This is a genomic window from Streptomyces sp. NPDC107471 (genome assembly GCF_055582845.1).
Window position 1 is genome coordinate 694,126 of the sequence record NZ_JBVJPC010000004.1, and the last position, 20,143, is coordinate 714,268.

Here is a 20,143-nt window from a genome sequence, read left to right on the forward strand (position 1 = left end):
CCGGCCTGCGGCCACGAGCGCGGCCAGGGAGAGCACCGTGACACCGGTGGCGACGGTGCTCGATCCGCCCGTGGAGGCGCCGGAGCCGTCGTCCGGGCCGGGGTCGGTGTCCACCGGGTCCTGGCGGGTCGTGCCGGCGGAGTTGGTGAACTCGGCGCGGTACGTCATCGACCCCCTGGTCGACCGCATCCCCCGGACGTGAGTGCCCCTACCGGCGCGACTGGGTGGGCAGGGACGTGGCCGGTGAGGCCCTCCGGAACGCCCATTCCATTCTCGGCTCCATCACACACCGGAAGACCCGCCGTACGGGAGCGGTGCACAGCGCGGTCACCACGGCACCGGCGACCAGCGTCACCGCGATCTCGCCCAGCGGGGTGTGCGTCCAGCGGTGGTCGGCCCAGTCGAAGTGGTTGCCGGCCTGCACGACGAAACCGTGCAGCAGATAGCCGTAGAGCGTGCCCGCGCCCAGGGCCGTGAACCACATGCGGCGCCCCGGCACCCAGGACAGGAAGCAGGCGACCAGGACGAGGGAGCAGCAGAAGAGGGCCAGCGTCATCGGCGGGCCGTACCAGGCGGGCACCGCGAAGTGCTCGGCGGCGTCGCGGTGGAAGAACCACGCGTAGTCCATGCGCGGGACCGCCCAGTACGAGAACACCAGCGCGCCCGCGAGGACCGGCACCGCGAGCAGACGCACCCGCCAGGTGCGCACCAGCGAGAAGTGCTCCGGACGCAGGCACAGACCGAGCACGAAGTACGGCAGGAACTGCAGGGTCCGCTGGAGGTCGAGGTCGTCGCCGATGGACGGGCTGAGGGTGGCCAGCGCGGCGACCGTCAGGGCGATCGGCAGCGGCCACCGCACACAGCGCCAGATCGGCGTGGTCAGCCGCCAGACGAACAGGGCGGCCAGGAACCACGTCAGGTACAGCGGGTCCAGGAGGCTGATCTCCCGGTCCGGGACGCCGTCCGACCACCGGGTGAAGTACGTGTACGCCGTCTCGAACACCACGTAGGGGACGACGACCCCGGTGACCAGCCGCTTGATCTTCGCGGGGCTCGCGTCGAACGAGCGGGAGAAGTAGCCCGAGACGACGATGAACGCCGGCATGTGGAAGGCGTAGACGAGCGTGTACAGCGCGGTGACGGCACGGCTGTCGGAGCGCAGCGGCTCCCAGGCGTGGCCCATCGCGACGAGCACAATCGCCAGGTACTTGGCGTTGTCGAAGAACGCGTCGCGCTGCTTCGGGCGTCCGGCCGGGTTCCCCGGCGCCGCGGTCGCCGCCGTCCGTCGTGCCGGCTGTACGGGCTGTGCGGTGTCGCTCACGCTTCTCCCTGTCCGTCTGCTGTGGAACCCGCGAGGGAGAATACGCGTCTTCCATGAGTTGTCTGTGCGGCGGGGGTGAGCGCCAACAGGCTCGCCTCACCCCTCGTGGGCGACGTGAACCCCGGCGGCGCGTAACGTGGCGGACCATGAAGATCCTGATCAGCGCCGACATGGAGGGCGCCACCGGCGTGACCTGGCCGGCCGACGTGCTGCCCGGCACCGCGCAGTGGGAGCGGTGCCGGTCGATGTTCACCTCGGACGTGAACGCCGCCGTGCTGGGCTTCTTCGACGGGGGAGCCGACGAGGTCCTCGTCAACGAGGCCCACTGGACGATGCGCAACCTGCTCCTGGAGCGGCTCGACGAGCGCGCCCAGATGCTCACCGGGCGGCACAAGTCGCTCTCCATGGTCGAGGGCGTCCAGCACGGCGACGTCGACGGCATCGCCTTCATCGGCTACCACGCGGGCGCGGGCCAGGAGGGCGTCCTCGCCCACACCTACCTCGCCAACTCGATCACCGGGGTGTGGCTGAACGACGTGCCCGCCAGCGAGGGGTACCTCAACGCGCACGTGGTCGCGGAGTACGGCGTCCCCGTCGTCCTCGTCACCGGGGACGACGTGGCCTGCGAGGACGCCCTCGGGTACGCGCCCGGGGCGTTGAAGGTCGCCGTCAAGGACCATGTCTCGCGGTACGCGGCCGTGTGCCGTACGCCGACCCGTACGGCCGCCGACATCCGGGCCGCCGCGAAGGCGGCCACGGAACTGGCGGTCCGTCAGGAACCAGCGGATTCGGGGCCGTTCACGATCGCGGTCGAGTTCGACGCCGAGCACCTCGCCATGGCCGCCACCGTGGTGCCGGGCGTGCAGCGGACCGGGGCACGGAAGGTCGCGTACACGAGCGGGACCATGTACGCGGCGATCCGGACCTTCAAGGCGGTCACCACCATCGTCTCGGCCGCCGTGGAGGAGCAATATGGCTGACCAGCAGGCACTGGACGAGGTCGTCCGGTTCACGTCCGACCTCATCCGCATCGACACCACCAACCGGGGCGGCGGCGACTGCCGGGAGCGCCCCGCCGCCGAGTACGCGGCCGAGGCGCTGGCCGGGGCGGGCCTGGAGCCCCTGATGCTGGAGCGCACCGAGGGCCGTACGAACGTCGTGGCCCGGATCGAGGGCACCGACCCGTCGGCGGACGCCCTGCTCGTCCACGGTCATCTGGACGTGGTGCCCGCCGAGGCCGCGGACTGGAGCGTGCACCCCTTCTCCGGGGAGGTCCGCGACGGGGTCGTGTGGGGGCGCGGCGCGGTCGACATGAAGAACATGGACGCGATGATCCTGGCCGTGGTGCGGTCCTGGGCCCGGCAGGGCGTACGGCCGCGCCGGGACGTGGTGATCGCGTTCACCGCGGACGAGGAGGCCAGCGCCGAGGACGGCTCCGGGTTCCTCGCCGACGAGCACCCGGAGCTCTTCGAGGGCTGCACCGAGGGGGTCAGCGAGTCCGGGGCGTTCACCTTCCACGACGGCGCCGGGCGGCAGATCTACCCGATCGCGGCGGGCGAGCGCGGCACCGGCTGGCTCAAGCTCACCGCGAACGGCCGCGCCGGACACGGCTCCAAGGTCAACAAGGAGAACGCGGTCACCCGGCTCGCCGCCGCCGTGACCCGCATCGGGGAGCACGAGTGGCCGCTCAGGCTCACCCCGACCGTCCGCGCGGCCCTCACCGAACTCGCCGCGCTCTACGGCATCGAGACCGACCTGACCGACGTCGACGGGCTCCTGGAGAAGCTGGGCCCGGCGGCCAAGCTGGTCGAGGCGACCGTGCGCAACAGCGCCAACCCGACCATGCTGGCGGCCGGTTACAAGCTCAACGTGATCCCCGGGGAGGCCGTGGCCTACGTCGACGGCCGCTATCTGCCCGGCGGCGAGGACGAGTTCCGCACAACCCTGGACCTGCTCACCGGCCCCGACGTGGACTGGGAGTACAGCCATCGCGAGGTGGCCCTCCAGGCGCCGGTCGACTCACCGACGTACGCCCGGATGCGGGCCGCGGTGGAGGAGTTCGCGCCCGAGGGGTCCGTGGTGCCGTACTGCATGTCCGGCGGCACGGACGCCAAGCAGTTCTCCCGCCTCGGCATCACCGGGTACGGCTTCGCGCCCCTGAAGCTCCCCGAGGGCTTCGACTACCAGGCCCTCTTCCACGGGGTCGACGAGCGGGTTCCCGTCGAGGCACTGCACTTCGGCGTGCGGGTACTCGACCGCTTCCTGAGGACGGCCTGAGCCAGTGGGGGAGAACGTGCAGACGTCGGCATACGGTTCCTGGCCCTCGCCCATCGACGCGGCGCTCGCGGCCGCGCACGACGGCCACCCGGAGTGGCTGGGCTTCGTCGGGGACGAGGTGTGGTGGACCGAACCCCGGCCCACCGAGGGCGGCCGCCGCGCCCTGGTGCGCAGACGCGCCGACGGCCGGGAGGAGTCGGTGCTGCCGGCCCCGTGGAACGTGCGCAGCCGGGTGATCGAGTACGGCGGTCACCCCTGGGCCGGCGCGGTGGTGGCCGGCGCACCGCTCGTCGTGTTCGTGCACTTCGCCGACCAGCGGCTGTACCGGTACGAGCCCGGCGGCGAACCGCGCCCGCTCACGCCCGTCTCCCCGGTCGGCGGCGGACTGCGCTGGGCGGAGCCGCAGTTGCGACCCGACCTGGGCGAGGTGTGGTGCGTCCTGGAGGAGTTCACCGGCGACGGGCCCACCGACGTCCGGCGGGTCCTGGCCGCCGTGCCGCTGGACGGCTCGGCCGTGCAGGACCGGGACGCGGTGCGTGAACTCACCGACGACCACCACCGGTTCGTCACCGGCCCCCGCCTGTCTCCGGACGGCTCGCGGGCGGCCTGGCTCGCCTGGGACCATCCGCGCATGCCCTGGGACGGCACCGAACTGGTCGTCGCCGAGGTCCACGAGGGCACGCTCCGGGAGCCCCGCACGGTGGCCGGCGGCCCGGAGGAGTCCATCGCCCAGGCCGACTGGTCGCCCGACGGCCGTCTCCTGTACGCGAGCGACCGCACCGGCTGGTGGAACCTCTACCGCGACGGCGAGCAGCTCTGCCCGCGCGAGGAGGAGTTCGGCGGCGCCCTCTGGAAGCTCGGGCACCGCTGGTTCGCCCCGCTGGACAGCGGACTGATCGCCGTCGTGCACGGCACCGGCTCGACCGCCCTCGGGATACTGGACCCCGAGACCGGCGAGCTCGTCGACGCGGCCGGGCCCTGGACCGAGTTCGCCCCCACCCTCGCGGTGCACGGCGAGCGGGTCGTGGCCGTCGGCGCCAGCCCGCGCACCGCCTACGAGGTCGTCGAACTGGACGCCCGCACCGGCCGGGCCCGGGTGATCGGCGCCGAGCACGACGACCCGGTCGACCCCGCGTACTACCCCGAACCCCAGATCCGTGTCTTCACCGGGCCCGACGGCCGGGACGTGCACGCCCACGTCTACCCGCCGCACCACCCCGGGCACCGGGCGCCGGGCGACGAGCTGCCGCCGTACGTCGTCTGGGCGCACGGCGGGCCGACCGGTCACGCGCCCCTCGTCCTCGACCTCTCGATCGCCTACTTCACCTCGCGCGGCATCGGCGTCGCCGAGGTCAACTACGGCGGTTCGACCGGGTACGGACGGGAGTACCGCAACCGGCTGCGCGAGCAGTGGGGCGTGGTCGACGTCGAGGACTGCGCGGCCGTCGCGCTCGCCCTCGCCGACGAGGGCACCGCCGACCGCGACCGGCTCGCCGTCCGCGGCGGCAGCGCGGGCGGCTGGACCGCCGCCGCCTCGCTCACCATGACCGACGTCTACGCCTGCGGCACCATCGTCTACCCGATCCTCGACCTGGCCGGCTGGGGCACCGGGGAGACCCACGACTTCGAGTCCCAGTACCTGGAGAGCCTGGTCGGACCGCTCGCCGAGGTCCCCGGACGGTACGCGGAACGCTCGCCCGTCGAGCACGCCGACCGGGTCACCGCGCCCTTCCTGCTGCTCCAGGGCCTGGACGACGTGATCTGCCCGCCCGCGCAGTGCGAGCGGTTCCTCGACCGGATCGCCGGCCGGCAGGTGCCGCACGCCTACCTCGCCTTCGAGGGCGAGGGGCACGGCTTCCGCCGGGCGGACACGATGATCCGCGCACTGGAGGCGGAACTCTCCCTGTACGCGCAGGTGTTCGGGCTCAACCCGCCCGGCGTCCCGACATTGGAGCTCACCAGGTGAAGCAACTCGTACGGCCGTCCAGGCTCGCGCCCGGAGCCCGCGTGGCCGTCGTCGCCCCCAGCGGACCGGTGCCGGAGGAGCGCCTCCAGGGCGGACTGGACATCCTGCGCGGCTGGGACCTCGACCCGGTCGTGGCCCCCCATGTCCCCGACCGGCACGGCGAGTTCACCTACCTCGCCGGCACCGACGCCGACCGGGCGGCCGACCTCCAGAACGCCTGGTGCGACCCCTCCGTGGACGCCGTGCTGTGCGCCCGCGGCGGATACGGCGTGCTGCGCATGGTCGACCTGCTCGACTGGGACGCGCTGCGCGCGGCCGGGCCGAAGGTGCTGGTCGGCTTCAGCGACGTCACCGCGCTGCACGAGGGGTTCGCCGCCCGGCTCGGCCTGGTCACGCTGCACGGCCCGATGGCAGCCGGCGTCGACTTCATCAAGAACGCCCGGGCCCAGGAGCATCTGCGGGCCACGCTGTTCGAGCCGGAGACGGTCCGCACGATCGCCTCCGGCGGTACGGCCCTGGTCCCCGGCCGGGCCCGCGGCGTCACCCTGGGCGGATGTCTGTGCCTGCTCGCCTCCGAACTGGGCTCCGCGCACGCCCGGCCCGGAGCGCGCGGTGGACTGCTCTGCCTGGAGGACGTCGGCGAGGAGACGTACCGTCTCGACCGCTACCTCACCCAACTCCTGCGCGCGGACTGGTTCGACGGGGTGCGCGGGGTGCTCCTCGGCTCCTGGGAGCGGTGCGAGCCGTACGAGAGGGTGCGAGCGCTGCTGCTCGACCGGCTCGGCGGCCTGGGCGTACCCGTCGTCGAGGAGTTCGGGTTCGGGCACTGCGAGGGGGCGCTGACGATCCCCTTCGGGGCGGCCGCGGAACTCGACGCGGACGCGGGCACGTTGACCCTCGACGAACCCGCGCTGCGCTGACTAGGGGGTGGCCGGGACGCCGGTGACCGGCGCCGGGTCACCCGGTGGGGGGCACTCGCCGTGCGGGACGCGGGCGGCGGCCCCACCCTGGGCGTATGAGCCCGAAGACCGCCGAGAGCGGCGGCACCACCAAGGACGGCGGCGGGGCCGCGGCGCCCGCCCGGCTGGTCGTGCTGCTGCTCGCCGTCGTAGCCATGATCTTCGTCTTCGAGAACACCCGCGCCACGAGGATCCGGCTGCTGGGGCCCGAGGTGACCATGCCGCTGTGGACGGCCCTGCTCGCCACCAGCCTGATCGGCGCCCTGTGCGGGGCGTATTTCACGAAGCGCCGCGGCTAGCACGTCGTAGGCTGGCGGAATGCCGCACACCGCTTCCCGCTGGCTCGCCGAAGGCCCCCGCACCGGCATACGCCACTTCACCTACGAGGACGCCGCCGAGTTCACCGCCCGGGCCCGGGAGAGCAAGGAACTGCACCAGCCCTGGCTGTTCCCGCCGGACAGCGAGAGCGCCTATCTCGCGTACGCCGGCCGGCTCATCGAGGACCCCACCAAGGCGGGGTTCCTGGTCTGCGAGAAGGACGGGGAGCGGGGCGGCGGGGCCGTCGCCGGGTTCATCAACATCAACAACATCGTCCAGGGCGGCTTCCGGTGCGGGGCCCTCGGCTACGGCGTCTTCGCGCACGCCGCCGGACGCGGGCTGATGCGCGAGGGCCTGGACCTCGTGATCGGCCACGCCTTCGGACCGATGGGGCTGCACCGCCTGGAGATCAACGCACAGCCCCGCAACACCGCCTCCCTCGCCCTCGCCCGTAGCTGCGGCTTCCGGCTGGAGGGGTTCTCCCCGAAGATGCTCCACATCGACGGGGAGTGGCGGGACCACGAGCGCTGGGCGCTCACCGCCGAGATGCGGGCTTCCGGTTGATCTTCATGGTGTCGAGGTCGGTGACCGTCGACTTCAGGCCCCCGAAGCCGTAGCCGAGCTCCCGCAGGTACTGCTCCGCGCGGTCCTCGGCGATCGCGCCCGCCATCTCCTCGCCGTCCGCCGCGTCCGACACCACCACGTACCGCATCGAGAAGTGCTTCAGCGGCGCCGGCTCGTACGTCAGCGAGCCCTCCTCGCAGAACCGCATGCTCGCCATGCCGTGCTGCGCCGCCTCGGCGAGCAGCCGGGCGCGGGCCTCCTCGGTGAGCCCGTCCCAGGTTCCGCGCACGATCACCCGGTAGGTGTGCTGCTCACTCACTGTCGCTCCCTCGCGTATCTCCGTGGACGGCCGACTGTACGTCGGCGAGGATGATCCGCATGCGGAATATCGTCGTGCTGGACGCCCCCTCCAACCTCGGCCTGCGCCCGCCCGCCCCGGGTACCGTGCCCGGCTCCTACAAGCTGGCCGGTGCCCTGCGGGAGCAGCGGATCGTGCAGAGGCTGCACGCCCTGGAGGGCGGGGTGGTGGTGCCGCCGCGCTACGACCGCGGGGACTGGCAGGAGGGCGACGGCGTCTTCAACGCGGCCGCGATCGCCGCGTACACCGTCAAGCTGGCCGACCGGATCGAGCGCCATGTGCGCGCGGGGGACTTCCCCGTCGTCCTCGGCGGCGACTGCTCCATCCAGCTCGGCGCCTCGCTCGCGCTGCGCCGCGTCGGACGGTACGGACTGGCCGCGATCGACGCGTCGCCGGACTTCCGGCACCCCGGCAACTCCGACCGGATCGGCGCGGCCGGTGGTGAGGAGGTCGCGCTGGCCACCGGACGCGGGCAGGAGGACCTGACGGACCTGGAGGGGCTCAGGCCCTATCTGCGGGACGAGGACGTGCGGTACTTCGGGATCCGGGACGCGTTCGAGGAGGACCGCGCCGAACTCGCCGCCCTGAAGATCCCCGTCGTGACCGTCGGCGACCTCCGGGAGTGGGGCGCGGACACCCTCGCCCGCGCCACCGCGCAGGCCTTCGAGATCCCCGGGATCGACGGCTTCTGGGTGCACCTGGACGCCGACGTCCTCGACCCGTCCGTCATGCCCGCCGTCGACGCGCCCGACCCCGACGGGCTCCTGCCCGACGAACTCCGCGCGCTGCTGCGGCCGTTGCTCGCCTCCCCCTCCTGCGTCGGCCTCAACATCACCATCTACGACCCCGATCTGGACCCCGACGGCACGGCGGGCGCCCTGCTCACCGACCTCGTCGTGGACGCCTTTGCGCAATCCTGACCGGCAGCTCCCCTGGCCGACTCGGTGCCGAGCGGCTTCCATGGTGATCGTGACGACGATCCGGCGAGACGTACTCACCCTGCCCGCTGCACCGCTGGGCCCCGACAACCCCCTGCCCCCGCTGCGGCTCCCGCACGAGCTCCACCGCGTCGACGCGAGGGACCGGGACGACCTGCCCCGCGACATGGCCCGGCAGACCGGCTACGGGCAGCTCCGGAGCCTGCTGCCGGTCCGGGTCCGGGACGGCTACGGCAGAGCGCGCGCACCCCGCGCGCTCGAGACGATCGTGATCGAGAACGACCGGCTCACCGCCACGGTCCTGCCCGGCCTCGGCGGCCGGGTCGCCTCCCTCGTCCACCGGCCGACCGGACGGGAACTCCTGTACCGCAACCCGGTGTTCCAGCCCGCGAACTTCGCCCTGAACGGCGCCTGGTTCTCCGGCGGCATCGAATGGAACATCGGCGCCACCGGCCACACCACCCTGTCCTGCGCCCCCCTGCACGCCGCCCGTGTGCCCGCCCCCGACGGCGGGCAGATGCTCCGCCTGTGGGAGTGGGAGCGCCTGCGCGACCTGCCCTTCCAGGTGGACCTGTGGCTGCCGGACGGGTCGGACTTCCTGTACGTCGGCGTACGGATCCGCAATCCGCACCAGCGGCCGGTGCCGGGCTACTGGTGGTCGAACATCGCCGTGCCCGAGGAGCGCACGGTGCTCGCCCCGGCCGAGGAGGCCTGGCAGTTCGGCCACGAGCGCCACCTGCGCCGGGTGCCCGTCCCGCCCGACCCCCTGGACAGCCCGCACGCCACCGACTACTTCTACGACCTGCCCGACGCACAGCGCCGCTGGATCGCCGCCCTCGACCCCGACGGCCACGGGCTCGTGCAGACCTCCACCGACCTCCTGCGCGGCCGCAAGCTGTTCGCCTGGGGGACCGGCAGCGGCGGCCGGCGCTGGCAGGAGTGGCTCACCGAACCCGGCACCGGCGGCTACTGCGAGATCCAGGCGGGGCTCGCCCGCACCCAACTGGAGCACGTACGCCTGGACGCCGAGAGCGAGGTGACGTGGCTGGAGGCGTACGGACCGCTGACGGCGGCACCGGTGACGGCCGAGGCGGAGGCGCGCCTGGCCGCCGTACTGCCGCGGGCCGCCGTCGACGAGGCGCACGCCGCCTGGAAGCCGTACGCCGACGCGGAACCCGACGGGACGCTGGCCGTCGGCTCGGGCTGGGGCGCCCTCGAAGTGCTGCGCGCGGGCTGGAAACTGCCCGGCACGCCCTTCGAGGAGAGCACCCTCGGGGAGGCGCAGGCACCCTGGCTGGAGCTGCTGCGGACCGGGTCCCTGCCCGAACCGCGCCGGGTGCGGCCGCCCGGCGGGACACTGGTCGCCCCGCACTGGCGGGACATGCTGGAGACCGCGCCCGCCACCCCGCTCACCGAGTACCACCTGGGCGTCGCCCAGTGGCACGCCGACGACCGGGCGCAGGCCGTGCGCAGTTGGGAGCGGGGGCTCGCACTGGCGCCGTCCCGCTGGCCGTTGCTGCGCTGCCTCGCCGTCGCCGACCAGGTGGCCGGCAACCGGGAGCGGGCCGCCGACCGGTACGCCGACGCCTTCGACGACCTGTGCCAGGAGCGGCGCGACGACGGCGAGTCCTGGACGGCGGCCACCGCCGCACTCGGCCGCGAGACGCTGGAGGCGCTGCTCGCGGCGGGACGTCCGGCCGAGGCGCGGTCCGTGTGGGAGCGGCTGTACCCGGCGATCCGGGCCCGCGGCCGGTTCCGGCTGATCGAGGCCGGGCTGCTGCTCGCCGAGGGACGGCCCGAGGCGGCCCGGGCCGTCTTCGAGGAGGGCTTCGAGGTCGCCGACCTGCGGGAGGGCGCCGAGGCGATCGGCGACCTGTGGAGCAGGATCAGCGACGAACCGCTGCCGCCGCGCCACGACTTCCGCATGCGACCGCAGACGTAGCGCTCCGCTAGGTGACGTTGCGGTCCACGTACTCGTAGACCACGCCGTCCGGGTGCATCGCGATCAGGTTGCGGCCTACCGGCGTGGGCACGGGGCCCGCGATGATCCGGGCGCCCAGCTCGCTCAGGAGCCGGTGGGCCTCGTCGACGTCCTTCACCGCGATGGTCGCCGCGACCTTGCGCAGCACCTCCAGCTCGGCCTCGGGGCCGCTCATCAGCAGGAAGCAGCCCACCGCGGCCACCTGGACGCCGCCGCGCTCGAAACGGAGGGCCGTGGCGCCCGCCAGCCGTTCGTAGAAGACGACCGCGGCCTCGAGGTCGTCGACACAGACACGCAGCGTGGTTCCCAGAATGTCCATGCGGACGAGCCTAGTTGGGGCGACCGTGGCGCGGTGATCGTTTCACGCGATCCTCCCGACCCGGCCGCCCGCACCGCACACCGGGCCCGGCGTTATGCGCACGCGTGTGCGGGTACCCGGCGGCCATGGAGCGCTTGGATCACCTGGAGCATCTGGACAGGCATCTCGTCGACGAGCTGGCGCAGGTGGCACGCGAGACCGTACGGGACGAGCTGCGCGAGCAGACGCGCAAGCAGCGCCGTACGGCCATGCTGTACGCAGCGTCCGGTGCCGTCGCGCTGTACGCGGGAGCGGCCCTGGCACTGGCCGTGGGCCTCGCCCTCGCCCTCGGACTGCCCGACTGGGCCGCCGCACTGATCACCGCCGTCATCCTCGCGGCCGTGGCCTACGCCCTGCGCGGGGCGGCCCGGCCGTCCGCGTCCCGGCCGAAGGCCGCGCCGGACGCGGAGACGGCGGCCGTGCCGGACCGGGCCGCCGGGGGAGCGGCACCGGTCGCCGCGCCGCCGAGCGGGCTCGGCACCCCGTACCCGCCCATGCCGCCGGTCGCCCCCGCGACACCGGGCACCGCGGAGCCGGGCGCCGCGCCGCGACAGGACGACATCGACCCCGAGCAGCCGCACCACCGGGCCTGACACCTGGTGCGCGACGCATGGAGGGAAGCACGCGTGAAGCACGGCAAGGTCGTCGTGGTGACCGGGGCCAGCGGCGGCGTGGGACGGGCCACGGCCCGGGCCTTCGCCGAGCGCGGGGCCCGGGTCGCCCTGCTGGCCCGGGGCCGCGAGGGTCTCGCGGCCGCCGCCGACGAGGTGCAGCGGGCGGGCGGTGAGGCGCTCGTCGTGAGCGTCGACATGGCCGACCCCAAGGCCGTCGACGACGCCGCCCAGCAGGTCGTGGACGCCTACGGGCACATCGACGTCTGGGTCAACAACGCCTTCACCGGGGTCTTCGCCCCCTTCACGCAGATCACCCCGGACGAGTTCCGGCGGGTGACCGAAGTGACGTACCTGGGCTATGTGTTCGGGACCCGGGCCGCCCTGCACCACATGCTGCCGCGGGACCGCGGCACGATCGTGCAGGTGGGGTCCGCCCTCGCCTACCGGGGCATTCCTTTGCAGTCCGCGTACTGCGGGGCCAAGCACGCCATCCAGGGCTTCAACGAGTCCCTGCGGTGCGAGCTGCTCCACTCGGGCAGCGGTGTCCGTACGACGATGGTGCAGCTCCCGGGCGTCAACACCCCCCAGTTCGACTGGGTGTTGAACCGGATGCCGGGCAAGGCCCGGCCGGTGGCGCCGGTGTACCAGCCGGAGGTCGCCGCCCGGGCGGTCGTCCACGCGGCCTCCCACGCGCGGCGCCGGGAGTACTGGGTGGGCGGGTCCACCGTGGCCACCCTCCTCGCCAACGCGGTCGTGCCGGGGGTGCTGGACCGCTACCTGGCCCGCACCAACTTCGAGGCCCAGCAGGAGGAGGGCGCGCACGAGGGCCCCGGGAACCTGTGGGCCCCCGCGGACGGGCCGCACGGACGGGACTTCGGGGCGCACGGGCGGTTCGACGAGGAAGCCGTGGCGAGGAGCCCGCAGGACTGGGTCTCCCGCAACCGCGCCCGGATGGGCATGGGGCTCGTGGCCGCCGCGGCCGGCGGGCTGGGCGTCGCGGTGGCCTCCGGGCTGCGGCGCCGGACCTGACACCGGGCACACGACGAGCGGCGGGGCATCGCTCCCGCCGCTCACCGTCGTTCCCGCCGCCAGGCGTGCGCTGTCACCCCTGCTGGAGCTGGGGCAGCACCTTCGTGCGGTAGAAGTCGAAGAAGCCGCGCTGGTCGGGGCCGATCTGGTTGACGTAGACCCGGTCGAAGCCCGCGTCGGCGAAGGCGCTCAGTGCGGAGACGTGCTCGTCGACGTCGTCCCCGCACACCGCCTTCTCGCTCACCATCTCGTCGGTGACCAGCGGACCCAGTTGTTCGAAGTGCCGCGGCGAGGGCAGGATCTGGGCCATCTCACCGGGCAGGAACTGGTTGAACCACAGCTCGCGGACCGTACGCACGCACGCGTCGCGGTCGACGCCGTGGCAGACCTTCGTGCCGCCGATGACGGGCTTGCCGGCCCCGCCGCCCTTGCGGAACTGCTCCACCATCGACTCGTCCGGCGTCATCGTGATGAAGCCGTCGCCGACCCGCGACGCGAGCGCCGTGGCCGCCGGGCCGAAGCCGGAGATGTCGATGGGGACCGGCTCGTCGGGGATCGTGTACAGGCGGGCGTTCTCCACCGTGTAGTGGGTGCCGTGGTGGTTGACCTCCTCGCCCGTGAAGAGGCGGCGCATCACCTGGATCGCCTCCTCCAGCATCTCCAGGCGGATGTGCGCGGGCGGCCAGACATGGCCGAGCACGTGCTCGTTGAGGGCCTCGCCGGAGCCGACGCCGAGCCGGAAGCGGCCGTTCGTCATCACGGCCGAGGTCGCCGCGGCCTGCGCCACCACCGCCGGGTGGATGCGCACCGTCGGGCAGGTCACGGCCGTCTCGATCGGCAGGGACACCGCCTCCGAGAGCGCGCCGATCACCGACCACACGAAGGGGCTCTGGCCCTGCGCGTCGTTCCACGGGTGGTAGTGATCGGAGATCCACAGCGAGCTGAAGCCCGCCTGCTCGGCCATCCGTGCCTGCTCGACGAGGTCCGCGGGACCGAACTCCTCGCACGACAGGAAATAGCCGTATTCGGGCATGGGGGGTACCTCCGGCGGTTCCGTGATGAGAGGGGCTCCGTCCGAGTACCCGGCGGCCCGTGCGGAAACCGGCGTTTGGGCGCTCCGGCCAGGGGGACGCGGAAGGCTCCCGTGGTACGCGACAGCCCCGGAGGCGAACCGTGAGTCGACCCCGCATCGTGATCGTCGGTGCCGGCTTCGCCGGGTACCGGACGGCCAAGGAACTGTCCCGACAAGCCCGCGGCAAGGCCGACATCACCCTGCTGAACCCGACCGACTACTTCCTGTACCTGCCCCTGCTGCCCCAGGTCGCCGCCGGCATCCTGGAACCACGACGGGTGACCGTCTCCCTCTCCGACACCCTGCCCCGGGTGCGGCTGGTCCTCGGCGAGGCCGACGGCATCGACCTGGACGCCCGCACCGTCCACTACACCGACCCCGAGGGCACCGAGGGCACGCTCGGCTACGACCGGCTGGTGCTGGCCGCCGGAAGCGTCAACAAACTGCTGCCCATCCCCGGCGTCGCCGAGCACGCGCACGGCTTCCGGGGCCTGCCCGAGGCGCTCTACCTGCGCGACCACGTCACCCGGCAGGTGGAGCTCGCCGCGGCCGCCGACGACCCCGAGCTCTGCGCAGCCCGGTGCACCTTCGTCGTGGTCGGCGCCGGCTACACGGGCACCGAGGTCGCCGCGCACGGGCAGCTCTTCACCGAGGCGCAGGTGCGCAGGCACCCGCTGCGGGAGGGCATGCGGCCGCGCTGGCTCCTCCTCGACGTCGCGGAGCGGGTCCTGCCCGAACTCGACGAGCACCTCTCCCGCACCGCCGACCGCACGCTCCGGGAACGGGGCGTGGAGGTCCGGATGGGCACCTCCGTGAAGGAGGCCACGTCGGACGGGGTGCTGCTGACGGACGGCGAGTTCGTCCCGACGCGGTCGCTCGTGTGGTGCGTCGGGGTACGGCCCGATCCGCTCGCCGAGTCGCTCGGACTGCCCATGGAGCGCGGCCGGCTGCTCGTCGACCCGAACCTCCAGGTACCGGGCCGGCCCGAGGTGTTCGCGTGCGGTGACGCGGCCGCGGTGCCCGATCTGGAGAACCCCGGGCAGTACACGCCGATGACGGCCCAGCACGCCTGGCGGCAGGGCCGCGTCGCGGCTCTCAACGTCGCCGCCTCGCTGGGAGCCGGGGTACGCCGCCCCTACGACCACCGTGACCTGGGCTTCGTCGTGGACCTCGGCGGCGCGAAGGCCGCGGCCAATCCGCTCGGCGTCCCGCTGTCCGGCCTCGCGGCCGGTGCCGTCACCCGCGGCTACCACCTCGCCGCGATGCCCGGCAACCGGGTCCGGGTCGCCGCCGACTGGCTGCTGGACGCCGTACTCCCGCGCCAGGCCGTCCAGTTGGGCCTCGTACGGTCCTGGTCGGTACCGCTGGACACCGCCTCGCCGGAACTGGCACGCGTCCCGGGACGGCCGACGGCACGCCAGGAGGCCGAGGCACGCTCGGGCCCCGGAGCGGCGACGGAGGAGGAAACGAGGCCGGACAGGCGGTCAACCGAACAGGACGGGTCCGGGGAACCCGCGACCGAGCGGATCGAGCACGGGGAGGGCGGGGTTGTGCGGGCCGAGCAGGAGGAGGCCGCGGTCGTACAGACCGGCGCGGGAGAGCCGACGGACGTGGCGAGCGCGGGCGAGGCGGTGATCGCCGAGGCGAAGGCGCGCGGGGCGGCCGACCGGGGGTCGCCTGAGCGGCGGGCTTCTGGGCAGGAGCAGTCCGAGGGGCGGGCGCCCGAGCAGGAGGCTCCCGAACCCGCGACGAGCCGACCCGGCGCCGAAATGGCGAAGCAGCAGCCGGGGCCCGAGCCCGCCAGGAACCAGCCCGCCCCCGAACCCGCGAAGAACCAGCCAGGCGGCGAACCCGCCAGGAACCGACCCGGCGGTGAGCCGGGACAAGCCCCCGGCCCCGTCAAGCGCACGGACGCGGGCCCCGCGGAAGGAGACTCATGAACACCGGTGAACTCGTCGAACTCGCCCAGCAGTTGCGTGTGGACAGTGTGCGCGCCTCGGCCGCCGCGGGCTCCGGGCACCCCACCTCCTCGATGTCCGCCGCGGACCTGATGGCCGTGCTCCTCGCGAACCACTTCCGCTACGACTTCGAGCGCCCCGCGCACCCTGGCAACGACCGTTTCGTGCTGTCCAAGGGACACGCCTCACCGCTGCTGTACGCCGCGTACAAGGCGGCCGGTGTCGTCGACGACGAGGAACTGCTGACCTTCCGCAAGCTCGGCAGCCGGCTCGAAGGACACCCGACCCCGCGCAGGCTGCCCTGGGTCGAGACGGCGACCGGATCGCTGGGCCAGGGGCTGCCGGTGGGCGTCGGCATCGCGCTGTCCGGGAAGAAGCTGGACCGCACCGGCTACCGCGTGTGGGTGCTGTGCGGCGACAGCGAGCTCGCCGAGGGCTCGATCTGGGAGGCCGCCGAGCACGCCGGGCACGAGCACCTCGACAACCTCACCGCGATCGTGGACGTCAACCGGCTCGGCCAGCGCGGCCCCACCCGGCACGGCCACGACCTCGACGCCTACGCCCGCCGCTTCCAGGCCTTCGGCTGGCACACCGTCGAGATCGACGGGCACGACGTGGACGCCATCGACCGCGCCTACGGCGAGGCCGAGTCCACCAAGGGCCAGCCCACCGCGATCCTCGCCCGCACCCTCAAGGGCAAGGGCGTCGCCGACGTCGAGGACCGCGAGGGACTGCACGGCAAGCCGCTCAAGGACGCCGACGAGGCCATCGAGGAGCTCGGTGGCGTCCGCGACCTCCGCGTCCAGGTGCACGAGCCGCCGGCCGCCCGCATCCTGCACGCGGTCCGCGCCGGGCACGTCGAACTGCCCCGCTGGGACACCGGCGAGGAAGTGGCCACCCGCGACGCCTACGGACAGGCCCTCGCCGCCCTCGGCACCGGACGCGGTGACGTGGTCGCGCTGGACGGCGAGGTCGGCGACTCGACCCGTACCGAGTACTTCGCCAAGGAACACGCCGACCGCTACTTCGAGTGCTACATCGCCGAGCAGCAGATGGTGGCGGCCGCCGTGGGACTCGCCGCGCGCGGGTGGGTGCCGTACGCCGGGACCTTCGCCGCCTTCCTCACGCGCGCCTACGACTTCGTGCGCATGGCCTCCGTCAGCGGGGCCGGCCTCAACCTCGTCGGTTCGCACGCCGGCGTCGCCATCGGGCAGGACGGGCCCAGCCAGATGGGCCTGGAGGACCTGGCGATGATGCGGGCCGTCCACGAGTCGACCGTGCTGTACCCGTGCGACGCCAACCAGACCGCCCGCCTGGTCGCCGAGATGGCCGACCTGGACGGCATCCGCTACCTGCGCACCGGCCGCGGCGACAGCCCGGTGATCTACGGCGCCGACGAGGAGTTCCCCATCGGCGGCAGCAAGGTGCTGCGCTCCTCGGAGAACGACCGGCTGACGGTCGTCGCCGCGGGCGTCACCGTGCACGAGGCGCTCAAGGCCGCCGAGGCGCTGGACCGGGAAGGCATCCGCATCAGGGTCGTCGACCTGTACTCGGTCAAGCCCGTCGACCGGGCCACCCTGCGCCAGGCCGCCGAGGACACCGGCTGCCTGCTGACCGTGGAGGACCACCGCGAGGAGGGCGGCCTCGGCGACGCCGTCCTCGACGCCTTCACCGACGGCCGGCCCGTACCGCGTCTGGTGCGCCTCGCCGTGCGGACGATGCCGGGCTCGGCCTCGCCCGAGGAGTCGCTGCACGCCGCCGGCATCGACGCCGAGTCGATCGCGGCCGCCGGACGGCTCCTCGTGGAGCAGGCGATCGTGCCGTGAGCGGGGACGACGTACGGACCGTACGCGCCGGGAAGCGCACCGTGCAGGTGCACCGGCCGGACAAGGTGCTCTTCCCCGGCGGTGACGGCGCCAAGGAGTACACCAAGGGCGACCTCGTCGACTACTACCGTTCCGTCGCGCCCTTCATGCTGCCGCACCTGCGCGGCCGTCCGCTGATGCTGGAACGGCACCCGGACGGTCTGACCGGGCCCCTGTTCATGCAGAAGAACACCCCGGACTCCTACCCGGAGTGGATCGGCCGGGTCGAGGTGCACAAGGAGGGCGGCACCGTCCGCCACACGGTCTGTGACGACACCGCCACCCTCCTGTACCTCGCCGACCAGGCCGCGCTCACCCTGCACCGCTGGCTGTCCCGGGTCGGGGACGTCGAGCGGCCGGACCGGATGGTCTTCGACCTCGACCCGTCCGGCGACGACGACTTCGCCCTCGTGCGGGAGGCGGCCCTGCTGCTCGGGGAACTGCTCGACGAGCTGAAGCTGCCCTCGGCGCTGATGACCACCGGCTCGCGCGGGCTGCATGTCGTCGTGCCGCTCAACGCCCGGCACGACTTCGACGAGGTCCGGGAGTTCGCCAAGGACGTCGCCGACACCCTGGTCGCCGGCCACCCCGACCGGCTCACCACCGCCGCCCGCAAGAAGGACCGCGGCGACCGTCTCTACCTGGACGTCCAGCGCAACGGCTACGCGCAGACGGCCGTCGTGCCCTTCACCGTGCGGGCGAAGCCCGGGGCGCCCGTCGCCACCCCGATGACCTGGGACCAGCTCGACGATCCGGACCTGGACGCCCGCCGCTGGACCGTCGCCGACGCGGTCGAACAGGCCCGCACCGATCCCTGGGCCGGAGTGATGACCAAGGGGCGTGCCCTGGGTCCCGCCCGGCGCAGGTTGAACGCCTTGATGCCCTCTTGAAGGTTTGGCGAAGGAACGAGCGGCCACCCGAGGTGAGAGGTGCCATGTCGAACACAAAAAACTCATCCGAATCACCGAATTCACAGAACTCCCGCAAAGGGACAGAAGAGGACACGGAAGAGAACGTGGCGGAGAACCGGCGGCCGAACCCGATGGAGGTGCTGCGCAACGCGCGCACCCAGCTCGCCGAGCTGACCGGCATGGTCGCCGAGAACGTGTCGTCCTTCGAACAGACGGAGGACGGCTGGTCTCTCGAGATCGAGGTTCTCGAGCTGTCCCGCGTGCCCGACACGATGAGCCTGATGGCCAGTTACCAGGTCGAACTCGACCCGGAAGGACAGCTCACCGGCTATCGGCGCGTTCGTCGTTACGAACGCGGGCGCGCGGACGCACAAAGGCAGGGCGGCCGCTAGACCGCCGCTCCGCAGCACAGACATTCGTTCACCAGCACACAGAAAAGGAGGCGCGGTCGACATGACCGTTGTCCCGGCACAACAGGGCGGTGGCGGAGGCGGCTCCAGCGGCCTCTACGACGTTCTGGAACTGGTCCTCGACAGGGGTCTCGTCATCGACGCGTTCGTACGGGTCTCCCTGGTCGGCATCGAAATTCTCAAGATCGACGTACGGGTCGTGGTGGCCAGCGTCGACACGTATCTGCGCTTCGCCGAAGCGTGCAACCGGCTGGACCTGGAGGCCGGCCCGCGCAAGAACCCCGGTCTGCCCGATCTGGTCGGCGAGATGACCGAGTCCGGTGCCCGCGGCAAGTCCAAGGGCGCGCTGTCCGGCGCCGCGGAAACCATCTCCGACGCCTTCAAGCAGGCACGCGAGGGCGACGGCCAGAGCGAGTCCAGGCCGCGTACCCGTAAGTCCACCGCTTCGCGCAGGAAGGAGGAACAGGAGTGAGCACGTACGTGTACGGCATCACCGCCGCTTCCCACCCCGCGCTGCCGGAGGACCTGGCAGGCGTCGGTGAGCCCGCGATGCCGGTGCGGGTGCTGAAGGAGGGCGAGCTGGCGGCCATCGTCAGCGACGCCCCCGAAGGGCTGCGGCCCAAGCGCCGTGACCTCCTCGCCCACCAGAACGTGCTGAGCGAGGCGGGCGCGGACGGCTGCATCCTGCCCATGCGGTTCGGCAGCGTGGCCCCCGACGACGGGACCGTCACCGGGGTGCTCGCGGAGCGCTCCGAGCACTACCAGGAGCGCCTGCGGACCCTCGACGGCAAGGTCGAGTACAACGTCAAGGCCACGCACGACGAAGAGGCCGTCCTGCACCGCGTGATGTCCGACAACCCCGACCTGCGGTCCATGACCGAGGCCAACCGGCAGGCGGGCGGCGGCAGTTACGAGGACCGTCTGCGGCTCGGCGAGATGGTCGTGGCCGCGGTCAAGGCGCGTGAGGCCGAGGACGCCGGCGAGGTGCGGAGTGCCCTGGAGCCGGTGGCCGACGCGATCAGCGTGGGCCCCGAGTCCTCGGGCTGGCTGGCCAACGTGTCGTTCCTCGTGGAGCGCGACTCGGCGGCGTCCTTCCTGGACGCGGTGGACGAGCTGCGCAAGGCCCATCCCCACCTCGACCTGCGGGTCAACGGCCCGCTGCCGCCGTACAGCTTCGTCGAACCGGGTCCGGGCGAGCCCGCGGGCACCACGGTCGGCATCGACCACGCGGAGGAGTGAGCCGG

Annotated in this window: 21 protein-coding genes; 17 read left to right on the top strand and 4 right to left on the bottom strand. The window is 72.9% G+C overall.

What is annotated here, in order from left to right:
* Positions 1 to 37 precede the first annotated feature (37 nt).
* Entirely contained in the window at positions 38 to 202 is a 165-nt protein-coding gene (locus ACZ66S_RS16890) for a hypothetical protein (protein ID WP_469902287.1), read from the top strand.
* A gap of 6 nt (positions 203 to 208) precedes the next feature.
* On the opposite strand, the gene ACZ66S_RS16895 is transcribed toward ACZ66S_RS16890, so the two are convergent.
* Positions 209 to 1,321, bottom strand: a complete 1,113-nt coding sequence (locus ACZ66S_RS16895) for an acyltransferase family protein (protein ID WP_469902288.1) — start codon at positions 1,319 to 1,321, stop codon at positions 209 to 211.
* A 146-nt stretch (positions 1,322 to 1,467) separates the two neighbouring features.
* On the opposite strand from ACZ66S_RS16895, the gene ACZ66S_RS16900 reads away from it, so the two are divergent.
* The 6 genes from ACZ66S_RS16900 (at position 1,468) to ACZ66S_RS16925 (ending at position 7,405) form a co-directional block, all read left to right on the top strand.
* On the top strand, positions 1,468 to 2,301 hold the full coding sequence (locus tag ACZ66S_RS16900; RefSeq protein ID WP_469902289.1) for a M55 family metallopeptidase: 834 nt from the start codon (positions 1,468 to 1,470) through the stop codon (positions 2,299 to 2,301).
* On the top strand, positions 2,294 to 3,598 hold the full coding sequence (locus ACZ66S_RS16905) for a M20/M25/M40 family metallo-hydrolase (RefSeq protein WP_469902290.1): 1,305 nt from the start codon (positions 2,294 to 2,296) through the stop codon (positions 3,596 to 3,598). The genes ACZ66S_RS16900 and ACZ66S_RS16905 overlap by 8 nt, the downstream gene beginning before the upstream one ends.
* Positions 3,599 to 3,614: 16 nt before the next feature.
* On the top strand, positions 3,615 to 5,564 hold the full coding sequence (locus ACZ66S_RS16910) for a S9 family peptidase (RefSeq protein WP_469902291.1): 1,950 nt from the start codon (positions 3,615 to 3,617) through the stop codon (positions 5,562 to 5,564).
* A complete protein-coding gene (locus ACZ66S_RS16915) occupies positions 5,561 to 6,484 on the top strand; it encodes a S66 peptidase family protein (RefSeq protein ID WP_469902292.1) in 924 nt (307 codons plus the stop codon). The genes ACZ66S_RS16910 and ACZ66S_RS16915 overlap by 4 nt, the downstream gene beginning before the upstream one ends.
* 95 nt (positions 6,485 to 6,579) lie before the next feature.
* On the top strand, positions 6,580 to 6,822 hold the full coding sequence (locus tag ACZ66S_RS16920) for a LapA family protein (protein ID WP_469902293.1): 243 nt from the start codon (positions 6,580 to 6,582) through the stop codon (positions 6,820 to 6,822).
* 19 nt (positions 6,823 to 6,841) lie between these two features.
* A complete protein-coding gene (locus tag ACZ66S_RS16925) occupies positions 6,842 to 7,405 on the top strand; it encodes a GNAT family N-acetyltransferase (protein WP_469902294.1) in 564 nt (187 codons plus the stop codon).
* On the opposite strand, the gene ACZ66S_RS16930 is transcribed toward ACZ66S_RS16925, so the two are convergent.
* Complete coding sequence (locus ACZ66S_RS16930; protein ID WP_469902295.1) at positions 7,377 to 7,724, bottom strand: DUF6204 family protein; 348 nt, start codon at positions 7,722 to 7,724, stop codon at positions 7,377 to 7,379. The genes ACZ66S_RS16925 and ACZ66S_RS16930 overlap by 29 nt on opposite strands.
* Before the next feature lie 59 nt (positions 7,725 to 7,783).
* On the opposite strand from ACZ66S_RS16930, the gene ACZ66S_RS16935 reads away from it, so the two are divergent.
* Together ACZ66S_RS16935 and ACZ66S_RS16940 are read left to right on the top strand one after the other, a co-directional pair.
* Complete coding sequence (locus tag ACZ66S_RS16935; protein ID WP_469902296.1) at positions 7,784 to 8,683, top strand: arginase family protein; 900 nt, start codon at positions 7,784 to 7,786, stop codon at positions 8,681 to 8,683.
* Between the two features lie 40 nt (positions 8,684 to 8,723).
* Positions 8,724 to 10,643, top strand: a complete 1,920-nt coding sequence (locus ACZ66S_RS16940) for a DUF5107 domain-containing protein (RefSeq protein ID WP_469902297.1) — start codon at positions 8,724 to 8,726, stop codon at positions 10,641 to 10,643.
* Positions 10,644 to 10,650: 7 nt separating this feature from the next.
* Here ACZ66S_RS16940 and ACZ66S_RS16945 read toward each other — a convergent pair whose 3' ends face one another.
* The gene (locus tag ACZ66S_RS16945) at positions 10,651 to 11,001 is read right to left on the bottom strand and encodes a VOC family protein (protein WP_469902298.1); all 351 of its coding nucleotides are present in this window, start codon (positions 10,999 to 11,001) and stop codon (positions 10,651 to 10,653) included.
* Positions 11,002 to 11,126: 125 nt separating this feature from the next.
* Between ACZ66S_RS16945 and ACZ66S_RS16950 the strand changes: the two genes are divergently transcribed.
* Both ACZ66S_RS16950 and ACZ66S_RS16955 read left to right on the top strand, forming a co-directional pair.
* Positions 11,127 to 11,633: a phage holin family protein gene (locus ACZ66S_RS16950; RefSeq protein WP_469902299.1), complete on the top strand. Its 507-nt coding sequence runs from the start codon at positions 11,127 to 11,129 to the stop codon at positions 11,631 to 11,633.
* 33 nt (positions 11,634 to 11,666) lie between these two features.
* Positions 11,667 to 12,683 (top strand): SDR family oxidoreductase, encoded by a 1,017-nt coding sequence (locus tag ACZ66S_RS16955; RefSeq protein ID WP_469902300.1) that lies wholly within the window; start codon positions 11,667 to 11,669, stop codon positions 12,681 to 12,683.
* 73 nt (positions 12,684 to 12,756) lie between these two features.
* On the opposite strand, the gene ACZ66S_RS16960 is transcribed toward ACZ66S_RS16955, so the two are convergent.
* The gene (locus ACZ66S_RS16960) at positions 12,757 to 13,716 is read right to left on the bottom strand and encodes an LLM class F420-dependent oxidoreductase (protein WP_469902301.1); all 960 of its coding nucleotides are present in this window, start codon (positions 13,714 to 13,716) and stop codon (positions 12,757 to 12,759) included.
* Positions 13,717 to 13,874: 158 nt separating this feature from the next.
* On the opposite strand from ACZ66S_RS16960, the gene ACZ66S_RS16965 reads away from it, so the two are divergent.
* From ACZ66S_RS16965 to ACZ66S_RS16990, 6 genes are all read left to right on the top strand, one after another.
* Positions 13,875 to 15,695 (top strand): NAD(P)/FAD-dependent oxidoreductase, encoded by a 1,821-nt coding sequence (locus ACZ66S_RS16965; protein ID WP_469902411.1) that lies wholly within the window; start codon positions 13,875 to 13,877, stop codon positions 15,693 to 15,695.
* The gene (locus ACZ66S_RS16970) at positions 15,692 to 17,539 is read left to right on the top strand and encodes a transketolase (RefSeq protein ID WP_469902302.1); all 1,848 of its coding nucleotides are present in this window, start codon (positions 15,692 to 15,694) and stop codon (positions 17,537 to 17,539) included. The genes ACZ66S_RS16965 and ACZ66S_RS16970 overlap by 4 nt, the downstream gene beginning before the upstream one ends.
* The gene (gene ligD / locus ACZ66S_RS16975; protein ID WP_469902303.1) at positions 17,536 to 18,468 is read left to right on the top strand and encodes a non-homologous end-joining DNA ligase; all 933 of its coding nucleotides are present in this window, start codon (positions 17,536 to 17,538) and stop codon (positions 18,466 to 18,468) included. The genes ACZ66S_RS16970 and ligD overlap by 4 nt, the downstream gene beginning before the upstream one ends.
* A gap of 44 nt (positions 18,469 to 18,512) precedes the next feature.
* Positions 18,513 to 18,881 carry a gas vesicle protein GvpO gene (locus tag ACZ66S_RS16980; RefSeq protein ID WP_469902304.1) on the top strand — a complete coding sequence of 123 codons (369 nt, stop codon included), beginning with the start codon at positions 18,513 to 18,515 and terminating at the stop codon, positions 18,879 to 18,881.
* Positions 18,882 to 18,942: 61 nt separating this feature from the next.
* The gene (locus tag ACZ66S_RS16985) at positions 18,943 to 19,371 is read left to right on the top strand and encodes a gas vesicle structural protein GvpA (RefSeq protein WP_469902305.1); all 429 of its coding nucleotides are present in this window, start codon (positions 18,943 to 18,945) and stop codon (positions 19,369 to 19,371) included.
* The gene (locus ACZ66S_RS16990; protein ID WP_469902306.1) at positions 19,368 to 20,138 is read left to right on the top strand and encodes a GvpL/GvpF family gas vesicle protein; all 771 of its coding nucleotides are present in this window, start codon (positions 19,368 to 19,370) and stop codon (positions 20,136 to 20,138) included. The genes ACZ66S_RS16985 and ACZ66S_RS16990 overlap by 4 nt, the downstream gene beginning before the upstream one ends.
* Positions 20,139 to 20,143 lie beyond the last annotated feature (5 nt).

Coding starts and splice junctions, on each gene's coding strand:
- ACZ66S_RS16980 (WP_469902304.1), top strand. CDS start 18,513: ATGTCGAACACAAAAAACTCATCCGAATCACCGAATTCACAGAACTCC.
- ACZ66S_RS16985 (WP_469902305.1), top strand. CDS start 18,943: ATGACCGTTGTCCCGGCACAACAGGGCGGTGGCGGAGGCGGCTCCAGC.
- ACZ66S_RS16905 (WP_469902290.1), top strand. CDS start 2,294: ATGGCTGACCAGCAGGCACTGGACGAGGTCGTCCGGTTCACGTCCGAC.
- ACZ66S_RS16945 (WP_469902298.1), bottom strand. CDS start 11,001: ATGGACATTCTGGGAACCACGCTGCGTGTCTGTGTCGACGACCTCGAG.
- ACZ66S_RS16960 (WP_469902301.1), bottom strand. CDS start 13,716: ATGCCCGAATACGGCTATTTCCTGTCGTGCGAGGAGTTCGGTCCCGCG.
- ACZ66S_RS16920 (WP_469902293.1), top strand. CDS start 6,580: ATGAGCCCGAAGACCGCCGAGAGCGGCGGCACCACCAAGGACGGCGGC.
- ACZ66S_RS16950 (WP_469902299.1), top strand. CDS start 11,127: ATGGAGCGCTTGGATCACCTGGAGCATCTGGACAGGCATCTCGTCGAC.
- ACZ66S_RS16925 (WP_469902294.1), top strand. CDS start 6,842: ATGCCGCACACCGCTTCCCGCTGGCTCGCCGAAGGCCCCCGCACCGGC.
- ACZ66S_RS16935 (WP_469902296.1), top strand. CDS start 7,784: ATGCGGAATATCGTCGTGCTGGACGCCCCCTCCAACCTCGGCCTGCGC.
- ACZ66S_RS16970 (WP_469902302.1), top strand. CDS start 15,692: ATGAACACCGGTGAACTCGTCGAACTCGCCCAGCAGTTGCGTGTGGAC.
- ACZ66S_RS16900 (WP_469902289.1), top strand. CDS start 1,468: ATGAAGATCCTGATCAGCGCCGACATGGAGGGCGCCACCGGCGTGACC.
- ACZ66S_RS16940 (WP_469902297.1), top strand. CDS start 8,724: ATGGTGATCGTGACGACGATCCGGCGAGACGTACTCACCCTGCCCGCT.